This is a genomic window from Streptomyces sp. NPDC054872, from assembly GCF_053610705.1.
Genome location: NZ_JBSGYY010000004.1, coordinates 116383 through 132528, shown reverse-complemented (window position 1 = coordinate 132528; position 16146 = coordinate 116383). Strand labels below are relative to the sequence as shown.

13 protein-coding genes and 1 riboswitch are annotated in these 16146 nt (G+C 68.3%); of the genes, 8 read left to right on the top strand and 5 right to left on the bottom strand.

All coding sequences use genetic code 11. The features are described 5' to 3' along the window. Positions 1–42: 42 nt before the first annotated feature. On the bottom strand, positions 43–1323 hold the full coding sequence (locus tag ACWGIH_RS06430; RefSeq protein WP_453444170.1) for an extracellular solute-binding protein: 1281 nt from the start codon (positions 1321–1323) through the stop codon (positions 43–45). Between the two features lie 276 nt (positions 1324–1599). On the opposite strand from ACWGIH_RS06430, the gene ACWGIH_RS06425 reads away from it, so the two are divergent. The 5 genes from ACWGIH_RS06425 (at position 1600) to mctP (ending at position 6888) form a co-directional block, all read left to right on the top strand. Next, positions 1600–2406, top strand: coding sequence for a GntR family transcriptional regulator (locus ACWGIH_RS06425; RefSeq protein WP_453444295.1), 807 nt, complete (start codon positions 1600–1602; stop codon positions 2404–2406). A gap of 97 nt (positions 2407–2503) precedes the next feature. Further along, on the top strand, positions 2504–4657 hold the full coding sequence (locus ACWGIH_RS06420) for a carbon starvation CstA family protein (RefSeq protein WP_453444169.1): 2154 nt from the start codon (positions 2504–2506) through the stop codon (positions 4655–4657). Further along, positions 4654–4851 carry a YbdD/YjiX family protein gene (locus tag ACWGIH_RS06415; RefSeq protein ID WP_453444168.1) on the top strand — a complete coding sequence of 66 codons (198 nt, stop codon included), beginning with the start codon at positions 4654–4656 and terminating at the stop codon, positions 4849–4851. Before ACWGIH_RS06420 ends, ACWGIH_RS06415 begins: the two co-directional genes overlap by 4 nt. Before the next feature lie 121 nt (positions 4852–4972). Continuing rightward, positions 4973–5242, top strand: a complete 270-nt coding sequence (locus ACWGIH_RS06410; protein ID WP_453444166.1) for a DUF3311 domain-containing protein — start codon at positions 4973–4975, stop codon at positions 5240–5242. After that, complete coding sequence (mctP, locus tag ACWGIH_RS06405) at positions 5239–6888, top strand: monocarboxylate uptake permease MctP (RefSeq protein ID WP_453444165.1); 1650 nt, start codon at positions 5239–5241, stop codon at positions 6886–6888. Before ACWGIH_RS06410 ends, mctP begins: the two co-directional genes overlap by 4 nt. A 77-nt stretch (positions 6889–6965) precedes the next feature. Here the strand turns inward: mctP and ACWGIH_RS06400 are convergent, their stop codons facing one another. Continuing rightward, entirely contained in the window at positions 6966–7697 is a 732-nt protein-coding gene (locus tag ACWGIH_RS06400) for a hypothetical protein (RefSeq protein WP_453444163.1), read from the bottom strand. Positions 7698–7796: 99 nt separating this feature from the next. Beyond that, positions 7797–7920: riboswitch (cobalamin riboswitch) on the top strand. A gap of 137 nt (positions 7921–8057) precedes the next feature. On the opposite strand from ACWGIH_RS06400, the gene ACWGIH_RS06395 reads away from it, so the two are divergent. The 3 genes from ACWGIH_RS06395 (at position 8058) to ACWGIH_RS06385 (ending at position 12741) form a co-directional block, all read left to right on the top strand. Continuing rightward, a complete protein-coding gene (locus ACWGIH_RS06395; protein WP_453444162.1) occupies positions 8058–10460 on the top strand; it encodes a ribonucleoside-diphosphate reductase subunit alpha in 2403 nt (800 codons plus the stop codon). Beyond that, the gene (locus tag ACWGIH_RS06390) at positions 10460–11482 is read left to right on the top strand and encodes a ribonucleotide-diphosphate reductase subunit beta (RefSeq protein ID WP_453444160.1); all 1023 of its coding nucleotides are present in this window, start codon (positions 10460–10462) and stop codon (positions 11480–11482) included. Before ACWGIH_RS06395 ends, ACWGIH_RS06390 begins: the two co-directional genes overlap by 1 nt. Before the next feature lie 242 nt (positions 11483–11724). Continuing rightward, a complete protein-coding gene (locus ACWGIH_RS06385) occupies positions 11725–12741 on the top strand; it encodes a helix-turn-helix domain-containing protein (RefSeq protein ID WP_453444159.1) in 1017 nt (338 codons plus the stop codon). Here the strand turns inward: ACWGIH_RS06385 and ACWGIH_RS06380 are convergent. The 3 genes from ACWGIH_RS06380 to def form a co-directional block, all read right to left on the bottom strand. Next, positions 12695–14044 carry a bifunctional albaflavenone monooxygenase/terpene synthase gene (locus ACWGIH_RS06380; RefSeq protein ID WP_453444157.1) on the bottom strand — a complete coding sequence of 450 codons (1350 nt, stop codon included), beginning with the start codon at positions 14042–14044 and terminating at the stop codon, positions 12695–12697. The two genes, ACWGIH_RS06385 and ACWGIH_RS06380, sit on opposite strands and share 47 nt — an antisense overlap. Beyond that, positions 14041–15162 carry an epi-isozizaene synthase gene (cyc1, locus tag ACWGIH_RS06375; protein ID WP_453444293.1) on the bottom strand — a complete coding sequence of 374 codons (1122 nt, stop codon included), beginning with the start codon at positions 15160–15162 and terminating at the stop codon, positions 14041–14043. The genes ACWGIH_RS06380 and cyc1 overlap by 4 nt, the downstream gene beginning before the upstream one ends. Before the next feature lie 305 nt (positions 15163–15467). Further along, positions 15468–16118, bottom strand: a complete 651-nt coding sequence (def, locus tag ACWGIH_RS06370) for a peptide deformylase (RefSeq protein WP_453444155.1) — start codon at positions 16116–16118, stop codon at positions 15468–15470. Positions 16119–16146: the final 28 nt, after the last annotated feature.

Genomic DNA, 16146 nt, shown 5'->3' with positions numbered 1-16146 from the left:
GTGAAGACACCCCGGGCCCGGGGCCCCGGCGGGAGCGCGTCCTTACTGCTTCTGCGCCAGGCGCTTGTTGAGCTCGCCCTCGACCTGCTTGGCCGCGGCGTCGTTCGACTTACCGTTCAGCACCGCGGTCATGTAGTTCTTGATCGGGTTCGGCGGGTTCTCCACCGCGGCCCACTCCGGGATCAGCGGGGTGGTGCCGCCACCGGCGGTCGCGGGGGCCATGGCCTCGGCGGCCGGGTTGCCCTTGAGCTGGGCCTCCAGGGCCTGCTTGTTCGGGATGACGCCGCCTTCCTTGGCGAGCGCACCCTCGAACTTGTCGTTCAGCGCGATCTTCAGGAACTCCTTGGCGAGCTCCTGCTTCTTGCTGGTCGCGGCCACGGCGAGGTTCGATCCGCCGAGGAAGACGCCCTCGGGCTTGTCGGCCGTGGCACCGGGGATGGTGAAGTAGCCGATGTTGTCCTTGAACTTCTTGTCCTTGCTGGCCTCGATCGCGGTCGCGGCCTCCCAGCTCATGCCGATGAAGGCGCCGGTCTTGCCCTTGGCGAAGACCTCGGCCTGCTGCGGGGTGGCCTCGTCCTTGTTCTTGGGGGCCTTGGAGAGGTCCGCGAACTGCTTGTACGTCTTCATGGCCGCGGCGACCTTGGGGTCGGTCAGGTTGGAGACGTACTTGTCGCCGTCCTTCTTGACCAGCTCGGCGCCCTCACCGATGGTCAGGCCGACGAAGTGGTACCAGTTCTGGCCCGGCAGGTAGATCGGCTCGGCGTCCGTCTTGGACTCGATCGTCTTGAGGTCCTTGAGGAACTCGGCGCGGGTCTTGGGGGTGTCCTTGAGGCCCGCGTCGGCCCAGACCTTCTTGTTGTAGATGACGACGCGGTTCAGGACGAACCACGGGGCGGCGTACTGCTTGCCGTCCACGACCGAGGACTTGTTGATCGACTCGGTCCAGTCGGCGCCGACGCCTTCCTTGAGGTCGCTGAGGTCGGCGAGGCCGCCGGTCTTGGCGTACGCGGCGGTCTGGGTGTTGCCGATCTCGAAGACGTCCGGCGGGTTCTCCTCGGAGAGGGCCGTCGTCAGCTTCTGCTGGATGCCGTTCCACTGCTGGACTTCGAGCTTCAGCTTGGCGCCGGTCTTCTTCTCGAAGGCGGCCTTGACGTCCTTGGTCCAGCCTTCGGGCGTGGAGCCGTCCATCGCCCAGAGCGTCAGGGTCTCCCCCTTGAAGCCGTCCGCCCCGGTCTTCGCGTCGTCCTTGTCGTCGCTGCCACAGGCCGCGATCGAGACCAACATGCCCGCGACACCGATGGCCGCTATGAGCTTGCGCTTCACGTCACCCTCCTCAAGGGATGCGCCAGTCAACCCCCCACCCGCAGCGACCAAATGGACCGAGATCTGCCCGTGGGACTGGAACCTGGTCTTTAATGGTGTAGACCAGTACGGGGAGCTTGGCCTAGACCTTTAGGGGTGTCAAGGGTGTATAAGAAGGGCTGTCAGGTCCGTTATCGGACCGACACCTGAGCGGGCACAGTAAGCCCGGCCCGGTACGTGCCACGATGTGAGCCGCGACAGACGGAGGAGCCGGTGACGGCAGCAGGAAGGCGGGCCATGGGCACCGAGGCGGGGAGTACGGAGACCGAGGCGGGTACGTCAGCGCCCATGGAGGCCCCGGACACCGGCTCGGCCGCGGCAGTCGGCCGCACCGCACGCGTGCCCAAGTACTACCGCCTGAAGCGGCACTTGCTCGACATGACGGAGACCCTGCCGCCCGGCACCCCGGTCCCTCCGGAGCGCACCCTGGCCGCCGAGTTCGACACCTCGCGCACGACGGTGCGCCAGGCCCTGCAGGAGCTGGTCGTCGAGGGCCGCCTGGAGCGGATCCAGGGCAAGGGCACCTTCGTGGCCAAGCCGAAGGTCTCCCAGGCGCTGCAACTCACCTCGTACACCGAGGACATGCGGGCCCAGGGCCTCGAACCCACCTCGCAGCTCCTGGACATCGGGTACATCACCGCCGACGACACCCTCGCCGGACTGCTCGACATCTCCGCGGGCGGCCGGGTGCTCAGGATCGAGCGCCTGCGGCTTGCCAACGGCGAGGCGATGGCCATCGAGACGACGCACCTCTCCGCCAAGCGCTTCCCGGCCCTGCGCCGCTCCCTGGTGAAGTACACCTCGCTCTACACCGCACTCGCCGAGGTGTACGACGTCCACCTCGCGGAGGCCGAGGAGACCATCGAGACCTCGCTCGCCACCCCGCGCGAGGCCGGCCTGCTCGGCACGGACGTGGGCCTGCCGATGCTGCTCCTGTCACGGCACTCCCTGGACGGCGGCGGCCAGCCGGTGGAGTGGGTCCGCTCGGTCTACCGCGGCGACCGCTACAAGTTCGTGGCACGCCTCAAGCGCCCCACGGACTGACCCGTTCCTCCCAAAGGACTCTTCCGGGGTCTGGCGCAGATCACCTTGCTGCTCTACGTTCCTCCCGTCATCGCATGATGAACGGGAGGACGAGCCGGTGCGCACAGCGAATCCCCGATCCATCGTCATCTGGACCCTCGTCGGGCTGGTCGGCGCCGCGGGCTGGACCGTCCTCGCGCTCTCGCGCGACGAGGAGGTGTCGGCCGCCTGGATGGTGGCCGCGGCCCTCGGCTCGTACGCCATCGCCTATCGCTTCTACTCCAAGTTCATCGTCGTCCGCGTCCTGAGGGTCGACAAGAAGCGGGCCACCCCGGCGGAGCGCCTGGACAACGGCATCGACTTCCACCCGACCGACCGCCGTGTCCTGCTCGGGCACCACTTCGCGGCGATCGCGGGCGCGGGGCCGCTGGTGGGGCCCGTCCTTGCCGCGCAGATGGGGTACCTGCCGGGCACCATCTGGATCATCGTCGGAGTGATCTTCGCGGGCGCCGTGCAGGACATGGTCGTCCTCTTCTTCTCCACCCGGCGCGACGGCAAGTCGCTCGGTCAGATGGCGCGCGAGGAGATCGGGCCCTTCGGCGGGGCCGCCGCGCTGCTCGCCGCGTTCGCCATCATGATCGTCCTGCTCGGAGTGCTCGCGCTCGTCGTCGTCAACGCGCTCGCGGACTCACCGTGGGGCACCTTCTCCATCGCGATGACCATTCCGATCGCGCTCTTCATGGGCTTCTACCTGCGGATCCTGCGCCCCGGCCGGGTCAGCGAGGTCTCCCTCATCGGGATCACCCTGCTGCTCCTCGCGCTCGTCGCCGGGCGCTGGGTCGCCGAGTCGTCCCTCGCGGACACGTTCACGCTGGCGCCCTCGACGCTGGTCATCTGGCTGGTGGCGTACGGATTCATCGCCTCGATCCTGCCGGTGTGGATGCTGCTCGCGCCGCGCGACTACCTCTCCACGTTCATGAAGATCGGCACGATCCTGCTGCTCGCGCTCGGCGTCGTCATCACGCTGCCGACGATGAAGATGGACCCGGTGACCGACTTCGCCTCACGCGGCGACGGGCCCGTCTTCGCCGGGTCGCTCTTCCCGTTCGTCTTCATCACCATCGCCTGCGGGGCCCTGTCCGGCTTCCACGCGCTGATCTCCTCGGGCACCACACCGAAGATGGTCCAGAAGGAGACGCAGATCCGGATGATCGGCTACGGCTCCATGCTGATGGAGTCGTCGGTCGCGGTCATGGCGCTCGTCGCGGCCAGCATCATCGACCCCGGGCTGTACTTCGCGATGAACGCGCCCGCCGGCGTCATCGGGGACAACGTCCAGGCAGCCAGCCAGGCGGTCGCGAACTTCGGGTACTCCATCTCCCCCGAGGAACTCGCGCAGGCGGCCAAGAACGTCGAGGAGTCCTCGCTGCTCTCGCGCACCGGTGGTGCACCCACGCTCGCGGTCGGTGTCTCCGAGATCTTCTCGAAGGTCACCGGCGGCTCCATGAAGGCGTTCTGGTACCACTTCGCGATCATGTTTGAGGCGCTGTTCATCCTGACCGCGCTCGACGCGGGCACGCGCGTGGGCCGGTTCATGCTGCAGGACATGCTCGGGAACGTCTACAAGCCCTTCAAGAACGTCAGCTGGAAGCCCGGTCTCATCATCACGAGCGCGGCCGTCACCGGCCTGTGGGGCTACTTCCTGTGGGTGGGCGTGCACGAGCCGCTCGGCGGGATCAACCAGCTCTTCCCGATCTTCGGCATCTCCAACCAGCTCCTCGCCGCGGTCGCGCTCGCCGTCTGCACGACGCTCCTGGTGAAGTCCGGGCGCCTCAAGTGGGCCTGGATCACGGGCATTCCGCTCGCCTGGGACGCCACGGTGACGCTCACCGCGAGCTGGCAGAAGGTGTTCTCCAGCGACCCGCGTGTGGGCTTCTTCCAGCAGCGCTCGAACTACCAGGACGCCATCGACGCGGGCAAGGTCCTGCCACCGGCCAAGAACATGGACGACATGCACACCGTCGTCACCAACTCCACCGTGGACGGCGTCCTTTCGGCCGCTCTCGCCCTGCTCATCATCGTCGTGATCGCGGACGCGGCACGGATCTGCGTGAAGCACGTCCGCAACCCGCAGTCGTCGAAGCTGAGCGAGGCCGAGTACGTGGAGTCGAAGCTGACCGCGCCCGCCGGGCTCATCGCGACACCGGAGGAGAAGGCCGAACTGGCGGCGGCGAAGGCAAGGTCGTCCGACGACGCGCAGGTCCCGTCATGACGTGGGTGCTGCGCGGCCTGCGCTGGGTGCGGTGGTACGCCCGGGAGTTGACCGATGAGTCCGCGTACGACCGTTATGTGGAGCACACGCGGAGGACCCATCCCGGGGCATCCGTCCCCTCCCGGCGGGAGTTCGAGCGAATGCGGACGGACCGCCAGGAGTCCGACCCGAGGCAAGGGTTCCGCTGCTGCTGAGCCCGCGCCGACCAGGCACATCGACGCGTCCGGTATCCGGACGGGGGTTCCATAGATCAATCCTCTCGCTTAGATTTCCCGCACGTTAAAGGTGGGATAAGCGAGGGAGCGGAGCCGCGAAGTGTCAGATGCGCCTGAAGTGAGCAGACCGGTGATCACGCCGGTCCGGGTGGTCGTTGCCCTCTGTCTCGTCGCGCCGTTCGTGGCGATGCTCTGGGTGAGCTCCTACGCGAAGGTCGAACCGACCTTCATAGGCATCCCGTTCTTCTACTGGTACCAGATGCTGTGGGTGGTCATCTCGACCGCTCTCACCATGATCGCCTACAAGCTGTGGCAGCGTGACCAGCGCGCCCGCAAGGCCGAGCAGGCCCAGGGGGGTGCGACCCGATGAACGAGCTCGCAGCGGACACGGGCGGCGTCAACGGCATCGCCCTCGCCGTCTTCATCTTCTTCTTCGCCGCCGTCACGGCGATGGGCTTCCTGGCCGCGCGCTGGCGCAAGGCCGAGACCGAGAGCCTGGACGAATGGGGCCTGGGCGGCCGGTCGTTCGGCACCTGGGTCACGTGGTTCCTGCTCGGCGGCGACCTCTACACGGCGTACACCTTCGTGGCCGTCCCGGCGGCGATCTACGCGGCGGGCGCGGCCGGCTTCTTCGCGGTGCCGTACACGATCCTCGTCTACCCGCTGATCTTCACCTTCCTGCCGCGCCTGTGGTCCGTCTCGCACAAGCACGGATACGTGACCACCTCCGACTTCGTGCGCGGACGCTTCGGTTCCAAGGGGCTCTCGCTGGCCGTCGCGGTCACCGGCATCCTCGCCACGATGCCGTACATCGCGCTCCAACTGGTCGGCATCCAGGCCGTGCTCGACGTCATGGGCGTCGGCGGCGGCCCGGACACGAACTGGTTCATCAAGGACCTGCCGCTCCTGATCGCGTTCGCGGTGCTCGCCGCGTACACGTACTCGTCGGGCCTGCGCGCGCCCGCGCTGATCGCGTTCGTCAAGGACGGTCTGATCTACCTGGTCATCGCCGTGGCGATCATCTACATCCCGATCAAGCTCGGCGGCTTCGACGAGATCTTCCAGGCCGCGAACGACAAGTTCTCGGCGGCGAACGACGCGGCGGGCAAGCCCGTCGCGGGTCTCGCGCCGGGTGAGGCCGGGCAGTGGACCTACGCCACGCTCGCGCTCGGCTCCGCGCTCGCGCTGTTCATGTACCCGCACTCGATCACGGCGACGCTCTCCTCCAAGAGCCGCGACGTGATCCGCCGCAACACCACGATCCTGCCGCTGTACTCGCTGATGCTGGGTCTGCTCGCGCTGCTCGGCTTCATGGCGATCGCGGCCGGGGTGAAGGTCGAGAACGGCCAGCTGGCGATCCCGCAGCTGTTCGAGAACATGTTCCCCGACTGGTTCACCGGCGTCGCGTTCGCGGCGATCGGCATCGGCGCGCTCGTGCCGGCCGCCATCATGTCCATCGCCGCCGCGAACCTCTTCACCAGGAACATCTACAAGGACTTCCTCAAGCCGGACGCGACACCCGCGCAGGAGACCAAGGTCTCCAAGCTGGTCTCGCTCCTGGTGAAGGTCGGCGCGCTCGCCTTCGTCCTCACCATGGACAAGACGGTCGCGATCAACTTCCAGCTCCTGGGCGGCATCTGGATCCTGCAGACCATGCCCGCGCTCGTCGGCGGCCTGTTCACGCGGTGGTTCCACCGCTGGGCGCTGCTCGCGGGCTGGGCGGTCGGCATGGTCTACGGCACGGCCGCCGCGTACGGCGTCGCCTCGCCCACCCAGAAGCACTTCGGCGGCTCGTCCGACGAGATCCCGGGCATCGGCGAGATCGGCTACATCGGCCTCACGGCGTTCGTCCTGAACGTGGTGGTCACCGTGGTCATGACCTTCGTCCTGCGCGCCATGAAGGCCCCTGACGGCATCGACGAGACGTCTCCCGGCGACTACACGGCGGACGCGGGCGACCCCGGCGTCGTGGAGGAGCTGCCGCCGGCCACGGTGGGAGCGCCGGGCGGGCACTGAGTCCTCTCCGTACGTACGTGACGCGGGCCGCCGGATCCGACTCCGGCGGCCCGCTGTCGTGTGCGGATCAGGAGGTCTTACGAGGCCTTGTAGAGCCCGGTCCTGACCCGCCCCGCCGCCTTGGCCGCGGAGGAGATCACCAGGTCCTTGTGCGGGCCCGCGTCCACCAGGACGAGCACGCCGCCGACCCGCACCTCGGCCTTGTAGTACCGGGTCTCCTCGTCGTAGTCGTCGCCGCCCTCGTACCGCGTGCTCTCCAGGATCGCCTCGTCGCCGATGCCCGGCAGGTCCTCGGCCACGTGATGCTCCACCACCGGGGCCGCCTCGGTGTCCACGGTGACGCTGGGGCACACCTTGTGGAGTTGTCGGCGCAGTTCGACGTGGCGCTCGGCCCGCGCGTCCGGCATCGAGACCAAGGTCTGGGAGAGGACGGGGTCCCCCTCGTCGGCGATCGCGCCGGGGAAGGGAAGGATCATGTGGCCGGCGCTGGTTCCCCGCATGCCGGACAGCTCCGCGCTCGCCCCGCGGCCGGCCTCGCACCCGCCCCAGTCGCCGCCCCCGTAGTGCTGGTTGAAGCCGCCCGTGGTGCCGTTGACCACCTTGGCCCGCGCGCCGACGGCCTTCGCCGGCAGCAGCGCCGCCTTCAGCTCGGCGTCCGTGAAGACCTTGCCGGGGTCCACGTCTCCGTCGACTCCGGCCGCCGTGGCCGGGGGGCGCGCGGGCTTCGTCTCCGCCTTCTCGCCGCCCTCCCCGCACCCGGTGAGCAGCATCAGCACCACCGCCGCACAGCCCGCGCCCCGCCCTCGCACGCCGTCTCCCCCTGGTCGCCCATCAGTTCGGCGCCACCCTAGGGGATACGCGCGCCGACACAAGATGTGGGGCTGACTCCCAGAGCCAGCACAAGATGTATGCTCGTGCTCGCTGTCGCCGCAGGGGAATCCGGTGCAAGTCCGGAACTGTCCCGCAACGGTGTATGAGTGCGCATTTGTCGTGCTCTCTAGTCCGAAGACCTGTCGACAGCGCATCCGTTCCGACCGGTCCGGGTGCCGACGACGTCCGGGCCTCGTGGAATGGGCTGGTGGACGCGGAGCGCAGCCCTGCCCAGGGCGGGCCCCCGTGTGTCACTCACCCCTCCCCAAGGCCCTGAGCCGAGCGAGGGAGTGCTCCACGTGACCATCGCGCCAGCCGAACCTGCGTCAGCGCAGAACACCGGCGGTCAGCAGACCGCCGACGGCCCAGGAACCGCGCTGCTGCGTACCCTGACCGACCTCACCGCCGACCTCCCCGACGCCGACCCCGGCCGGGTCGCCGCCGCCGCGCTGCGGGGCCGCTCGGCCAAGGCTGATGTGGCGGAGCTGCGGGAGCTTGCGACCGAGGCCGCGGCCGGCCTCATCTCCGAGGACCCGACGTACTCGCAGCTCGCGGCCAGGCTCCTCAGCCTCAGCATCCGGGACGAGGCCGCGTCGCAGGGCGTGCGGTCCTTCTCCGACTCGGTCGCCGTGGGGCACCGCGAGGGTCTGATCGCGGACCGTACGGCCGCGTTCGTCACCGATCACGCGGAGCGCCTCGACGGTCTCGTGGAGGCCGCCCTCGAGGACGGCGCCGACTTCCGTTTCGGCTACTTCGGCCTGCGCACCCTGCACAGCCGCTATCTCCTGCGCCACCCGATCACCCGGCACGTCATCGAGACCCCGCAGCACTTCATGCTGCGCGTGGCGAGCGGTCTGGCCGAGGACGGCTCCACGCGCTCGGTGGACGAAGTCGCCGCGCTGTACCGCCTGATGAGCCGCCTGGACTACCTGCCGTCCTCGCCGACGCTCTTCAACTCCGGCACCCGGCACCCGCAGATGTCCTCCTGCTACCTCCTCGACTCCCCGCTGGACGAGCTGGACTCCATCTACGACCGCTACCACCAGGTCGCGCGCCTCTCCAAGCACGCGGGCGGCATCGGCCTCTCGTACTCCCGCGTCCGCGCCCGCGGTTCGCTGATCCGCGGCACGAACGGGCACTCCAACGGCATCGTTCCGTTCCTGAAGACCCTGGACGCCTCCGTCGCCGCCGTGAACCAGGGCGGCCGTCGCAAGGGTGCCGCCGCTGTCTACCTGGAGACGTGGCACTCCGACATCGAGGAGTTCCTGGAGCTGCGCGACAACACGGGTGAGGACGCGCGCCGCACGCACAACCTCAACCTGGCGCACTGGATCCCGGACGAGTTCATGCGCCGGGTCGCCGCCGACCAGGACTGGTCGCTGTTCTCCCCGGCCGACGTGCCCGAGTTCGTGGACCTGTGGGGCGACGCGTTCGACGCGGCCTACCGCAAGGCCGAGGCCGCCGGGCTGGCCCGCAAGACCATCCCGGCCCGCGAGCTGTACGGCCGCATGATGCGCACCCTGGCGCAGACCGGCAACGGCTGGATGACCTTCAAGGACGCCGCCAACCGCACCGCCAACCAGACGGCGGAGCCCGGCCACACCGTCCACTCCTCCAACCTCTGCACGGAGATCCTGGAGGTCACGGACGACGGCGAGACGGCAGTCTGCAACCTGGGCTCGGTGAACCTCGGCGCGTTCGTGGACACGGCCGCCGGTGACATCGACTGGCAGCGGCTCGACGAGACCGTCCGTACCGCCGTCACCTTCCTCGACCGCGTGGTCGACATCAACTTCTATCCGACCGAGCAGGCCGGGAAGTCGAACGCCCGCTGGCGCCCGGTGGGCCTGGGCGCCATGGGTCTGCAGGACGTCTTCTTCCAGCTGAAGCTGCCCTTCGACTCCCCCGCCGCGCGTGCCCTCTCGACGCGTATCGCCGAGCGCATCATGCTCGCCGCGTACGAGGCGTCCGCCGACCTCGCCGAGCGCAATGGCCCCCTGCCCGCCTGGGAGAAGACCCGCACAGCGCGCGGCGTCCTGCACCCCGACCACTACGGCGTCGAGCTGACCTGGCCGGAGCGCTGGGCGGCGCTGCGGGAACGTATCGCCGCGACCGGTATGCGCAACTCGCTGCTTCTCGCCATCGCGCCGACCGCCACGATCGCGTCCATCGCGGGCGTGTACGAGTGCATCGAGCCGCAGGTCTCCAACCTGTTCAAGCGCGAGACGCTGAGCGGCGAGTTCCTCCAGGTCAACGCCTACCTGGTGGAGGAGCTGAAACGGCTCGGCGTCTGGGACGCCCAGACCCGCGAGGCGCTGCGCGAATCCAGCGGCTCCGTACAGGGCTTCAGCTGGATTCCCGCCGAGGTGCGCGAGCTGTACCGCACCGCGTGGGAGATCCCGCAGCGCGGCCTGATCGACATGGCCGCCGCGCGCACGCCGTTCCTGGACCAGGCGCAGTCCCTGAACCTGTTCCTGGAGACGCCGACCATCGGCAAGCTCTCCTCGATGTACGCATACGCCTGGCAGCAGGGTCTGAAGACCACGTACTACCTGCGTTCGCGCCCGGCGACCCGCATCGCCCGCGCGGCGGCCGGCAAGAGCGCCGAGTCCGCTCCCGCCCCCGTTCCCGCACAGGTCTCGGCCGAAGAAGCCGTCGCCTGCTCCCTGGAAAACCCCGAGTCCTGCGAGGCCTGCCAGTAATGAGCTCCACCACGAACGCCGAGAAGAACCTCCTCGACCCGGGCTTCGAGCTGACCCTGCGCCCGATGCGCTACCCGGACTTCTACGAGCGCTACCGCGACGCGATCAAGAACACCTGGACCGTCGAGGAGGTCGACCTCCACTCGGACGTCGCCGACCTCGCCAAGCTCTCGCCCGGCGAGCAGCACATGATCGGCCGCCTGGTCGCGTTCTTCGCCACCGGCGACTCGATCGTCTCCAACAACCTCGTGCTCACGCTCTACAAGCACATCAACTCCCCCGAGGCCCGGCTCTACTTGAGCCGTCAGCTCTTCGAGGAGGCCGTGCACGTCCAGTTCTATCTGACGCTGCTCGACACCTATCTGCCCGACCCGGAGGACCGCGCCGCGGCCTTCGACGCGGTCGAGGAGATCCCCTCCATCCGCGAGAAGGCCGAGTTCTGCTTCCGGTGGATGGACTCCGTCGAGAAGATGGACCGCCTGGAGACCAAGGCGGACCGGCGTCGCTTCCTGCTGAACCTGATCTGCTTCGCCGCGTGCATCGAGGGGCTCTTCTTCTACGGCGCCTTCGCCTACGTCTACTGGTTCCGCTCGCGCGGTCTGCTGCACGGCCTGGCCACCGGCACCAACTGGGTGTTCCGCGACGAGACGATGCACATGAGCTTCGCCTTCGACGTCGTCGACACCGTCCGCAAGGAGGAGCCGGAGCTCTTCGACGACGCGCTGCAGACGCAGGTCACGGACATGCTCAAGGAGGCCGTCGAGGCCGAGCTGCAGTTCGCGCGCGACCTGTGCGGTGAGGGCCTGCCCGGCATGAACACCGACTCCATGCGCGAGTACCTGCAGTGCGTCGCCGACCAGCGGCTCCAGCGGCTGGGCTTCGCTCCCGTCTACGGCTCCTCAAACCCGTTCTCGTTCATGGAACTCCAGGGAGTCCAGGAGCTGACCAACTTCTTCGAGCGGCGCCCTTCGGCCTACCAGGTCGCGGTCGAGGGTTCGGTCTCCTTCGACGACGAGTTCTAGGGCCTCAGACTGCCGCGAGCTGCGTGGGGCGCGGGGGGCCTCACGCAGTTCGCGGTCGATCCGGCGGTCGTGGACGTACCCGACGAGCGAGGGCGCGGCCAGCAGGAGGAGGACGGCCAGGACGGTCACGTATCCGAGGAATGTGTTCATGTCCTCACTGTCCTGCGCGCCGGGCCCGCGCGTCAGTGGCAGGACTGCCACACACCATCGACTTACTGCCACTCCTGCGGCACACTGGCGACATGCTGAAGGCCGGGACCCTGAAGAACGTGGCAGCCGTGCTGCTCGACGGCGTCAATCCCTTCGAACTCGGTGTCGTCTGCGAGGTGTTCGGGCTCGACCGGAGTGACGCGGGCCTTCCCGCGTACGACTTCGCGGTGGTCGCCGCGGAGAGCGGGCCGCTGAGCAATCACGCCGGGTTCACGATCACCACTCCGTACGGCCTCGACCGGCTCGAAGAGGCCGACCTCATCACCGTTCCCGCAGGCCAGGCGTTCGTGGACCGCGAGTACCCCGAGGACCTGCTCGACGCCCTGCGCCGGGCGGTGGACCGCGGGGCCCGCGTCCTGTCCGTCTGCTCCGGCGTCTTCGTGCTCGGCGCCGCGGGACTCCTGGACGGCCGCCGCTGCGCCGTGCACTGGCGGCACGCCACGGAACTCGCGGTGCGGTATCCGCTCGCCCGGGTCGAGCCCGATGTCCTGTACGTGGACGAGGGGCCGGTCATCACCTCGGCCGGGACCGCCGCCGGGATCGACGCCTGCCTGCACATCGTGCGTCAGGCACACGGCACCGAGGTCGCCAACGCCATGGCCCGGCGCATGGTCGTGCCGCCCCATCGCGACGGCGGACAGGCCCAGTTCGTGGAGCGGCCGCTGCCGCGCACGGCGTGCGACACCGTGGGCGGGGTGCTCGCCTGGATGGAGCGCCATCTGGACACGGACATCACCGTCGAGCGGCTCGCCGAGCGCGCGCACATGTCGCCGCGCACCTTCGCGCGGCGCTTCCAGCAGGAGACCGGCACCACGCCCTACCGCTGGCTCCTGCGCCAACGCGTGCTCCTGGCGCAGGAGTTGCTCGAAGGCTCGGACGAGACGGTGGACGCCATCGCCGGGCGTGCCGGTTTCGGCAACGCGGCGGCGATGCGCCACCAGTTCCTGCGGGCGCTCGGGACCACGCCGAACGCCTACCGCCGCACCTTCCGCGGCCCCGCCGTCAGCGTCGCTCGGCCCGCAGGACCAGACGCTTCGGCTGTAGCGTGATGCCGATCTTCGTGTCGGCGTCGGTCTCGTCGACCGGCGCCAGGTGCCACTTCGGGGCCACCGTCGCCAGGATGATGGCGAGTTCGGCCAGACTGAAATGGTCGCCCGGGCACTTGCGGTTGCCGGTGCCGAACGGCATCATCGCGAACTCCGGTACGTCTTGCGCTCGTTCCGGATTCCAGCGGTCCGGGTCGAACCGGAGATGTTGCTCGAAGGAACGCGGATCGCGCTGCATCGCGTACACGCTGTAGACGATGTCGGCACCGGCCGGAATGCGGTAGCCACCCAGGGTGGTTTCTCCCACCGACCGGCGGGTGAATATCCAGGCCGCCGGTTGTATACGCATGGCCTCCGTGACGACATTCCGGGTGTGCGGAAGGTCCCCGAGGTCGGCGAATGTGATCTCCCGGTCCGGCGCGACGGAATTTACCTCTTCAACCAATCGCCTTTCCTGCTCGGGGTGTTCGGCCAGCAGATGGAAGGTCCATGCCAGTGTCGCCGCGATATTCTCGGCGCCCGCCACGACAAGGGAGATCACATGGTCGTGAACCTCCTGATCGCTGAGCGGCTGCCCTGATTCATCGCGCGCCCGCAGCATTTCGGCCAACAGGTCGTCCTGATCTCCGCCCGCCGCCCTGCCTTCGGCGATGATCTCGTCGACCAGTGCGTGCAGATCGGCGAGCGCGCTCTGGAAGCGGCGGTTGCCCTGGGTCGGCACGCGGTACAGCGGCCCGACCGAGAGCACCATCCTGCGGTAGAGACCCTCGAACACGGTGTGCAGCGATTCGGCGATGCGGTCCGCCTTCTCGCTGATCGCCTCGACCTCCAGGAGCGAGCGCGAGACGACGCGCACGGCGGTGCGGAACATCTCCGCGTTGATGTCGATCGTGTCGCCCGGCCGCCAGCGCGCGGCGGTCGTCCGGGCCTCCTCCTCCATCACCTTGGCGTAGTCGGCGATCCGCTCGGGCCTGAACGAGGGCTGCATCATGCGCCGTTGACGCCGGTGCAGCTTGCCGTTGCTGGTCGCGACCCCCTTGCCGAGGAGCACTTCCAGGGTGTCCCAGAGGGGTCCTCCGACGATGTAGTCGGGGCTCCTGAGCAGCTTGCCGACCAGCTCCGGATCGCAGACCGCGTACGCGGTCTTGGGTCCCAGCCTGATGCGTACGAGATCACCGTGATCCCGTAGCGCGGCGAGGAAGCCGAGCGGGTCGCGCACCAGGTTCCAGGCGTGGCCGATGAGCGGGGCACCGCCGCTGACGAGCGGCGGAGTCGTTGTCGCGGACACCGCGGATTCGACGCTCATTCCTCACCCACCAATTCAGTTTCGGCCAAGTCGCTCATTACCGCGTCGCTCACGTACGGGGGAATTGACCTGTCGTCCCAGCTGTCCACCCGATAGCGACCGGATTCGTGATGGAACCAATACACGGAAGAGAACCAGTTCCGCATATTGGTGATGCACGATTCCACCGCGCCCGAGAGCGCCCTGCCCTGCACGCTTCCGTCGGCCAATTGCCCGGCGATGTGGAGCACTTCTTTTTCTGCCACCAGGAAATCCGAGATGCAGCCGACGACCCGCCGGTGGACTTCCGCCACTGCCTCTTCCAGGGAAAGTCCCTCGTGCTGGATCAGGCTGATCCCGAGATTGTGCAGTTCATCTCCCGCGAGTTCTTTGGGGAGCGAGCACAGGTCGTTGTACCAGGCGGAGAAATCCTGCGTGGCGAGCGCCGCCCGCCGATATGCGGGATGCTTCCGCACGGCCGTCGGCAGTTCCTGTCGCGCGGTCGGTTCGAGCAGGTCGATCCAGGTCCAGTGCGCGAACGTCAGCCGGCGCAGCTCGATGTAGGCCTCGACCGTCGGGACGGTTCCGGTCCTGCGGTTCCTGAACTCCAGGTCGTACGCCTCGATCACGCTGTGGAAATGCCGCGCGAACCGGGCGTTCCAGCCCGCCCCGAGGTGCGAGTACAGCCGCAGGACGCAGTCCGCGAACCCCGCCACCAGGGGGTCACGGTGGTGCAGTTGCTGCCGGGGGGCCCGGAGTGTCTCGTGGAGCCCGCGGCACAGTCGGCGCCACTGCGCCGCCCTGCCGTGCACCGAGTCGCGGTCGTGCCGGTCGTCCCACGCGAAGAACCAACTGCTGAGGTCGGCTATCGCGCAGAGCAACTCGTCCGGCGCGCCAATGTAGTAGCCGGCCACCAGATCCGTGTAGCAGAGGCTGTCCGCGTACCGCTCGACCTTGTCCGCGGGCATGAGGCGCATTTCGCGCAGCCACGTCCTGGACTTCTCCTGGAGCTGCGGCCAATACGGGTGCAGCTGGCGAGGAAACCCTGACTCGATCACCGGAAGTGCCAACGCCGGTGGCACGGATACCACCCGTACATGTGTCTGTGTCGGTGAAATGCCATGTGAATATGCAGGCACGGACAAACCCCTCTCAGCCGCGTGAGGACGCACGCCCCTCCCGCCGTACCGGGCGCGCGCCGTTGCGTATCCCCGCGCTTTCCATTCAGCACCACAACTGACCGTTCAGGGAACAGATTTGCGCCATTCACTACCCCCCAGTGCCGAGAAAATCCCCGTACGTGACTGATTATGGATCACCAAGAGCCTGATTCGATCGCACAGCTGACCGGTTCGGGTCGGTTCATGCGAACGGCCCCTGGCCGGGAGGGAGTTCCCGGCCAGGGGCCGCAGGTGACTCGCGGTGCGCGCGAGTCCGGAGTCGACTAGTCGTTCGGCACGACGGGGTAGCGCGGGGTGCCCTCTTCCATCTGCCGCAGCGCGTCCTTGCGCTCACGCTTGGAGAGGCGGTCGATGTAGAGGTAGCCGTACAGGTGGTCCGTCTCGTGCTGGAGGCAGCGCGAGAAGTACCCGGTGCCCCGCACCTTGATGGGGTTGCCCTTCTCGTCCTGCCCGGTGACCTCGGCGAAGTCCGGGCGGGCCAGCTCGGCGTAGGCCGTGGGCACGGAGAGGCAGCCCTCGTTCGAGTCGTCCAGGCGGCGCCGGTCCGCGGGGAGCTCGCGCACGACGGGGTTGCAGACCGCGCCGACGTGCCGCCTGCCCTCGTCGTCCATGCAGTCGTAGACGAAGACCTTCAGGTCGACGCCGATCTGGTTGGCGGCCAGGCCCACGCCCTCGGCGGTCCGCTGGCTGGCGAACATGTCGGCGACGAGCTGCTCGAGCTCGGCGTCGAAGGCGGTGACGTCCTTGCACTCCTTGTGCAGCACGGGGTTGCCGACGACCGTGATGGGCCGGGACGTGCCGCGCTCGCGCCAGGCCGTCTCCCGCTCCTCGCAGTCCTCCGTGTCGATGACGAAGCCCTCGTCGTCGACGGGGAGGACCCCGCCCGAGGCCTGCTGCTCAGTGTCCTGCGCCATTGTCCGACGTACGCCTTCCTGGGAACCC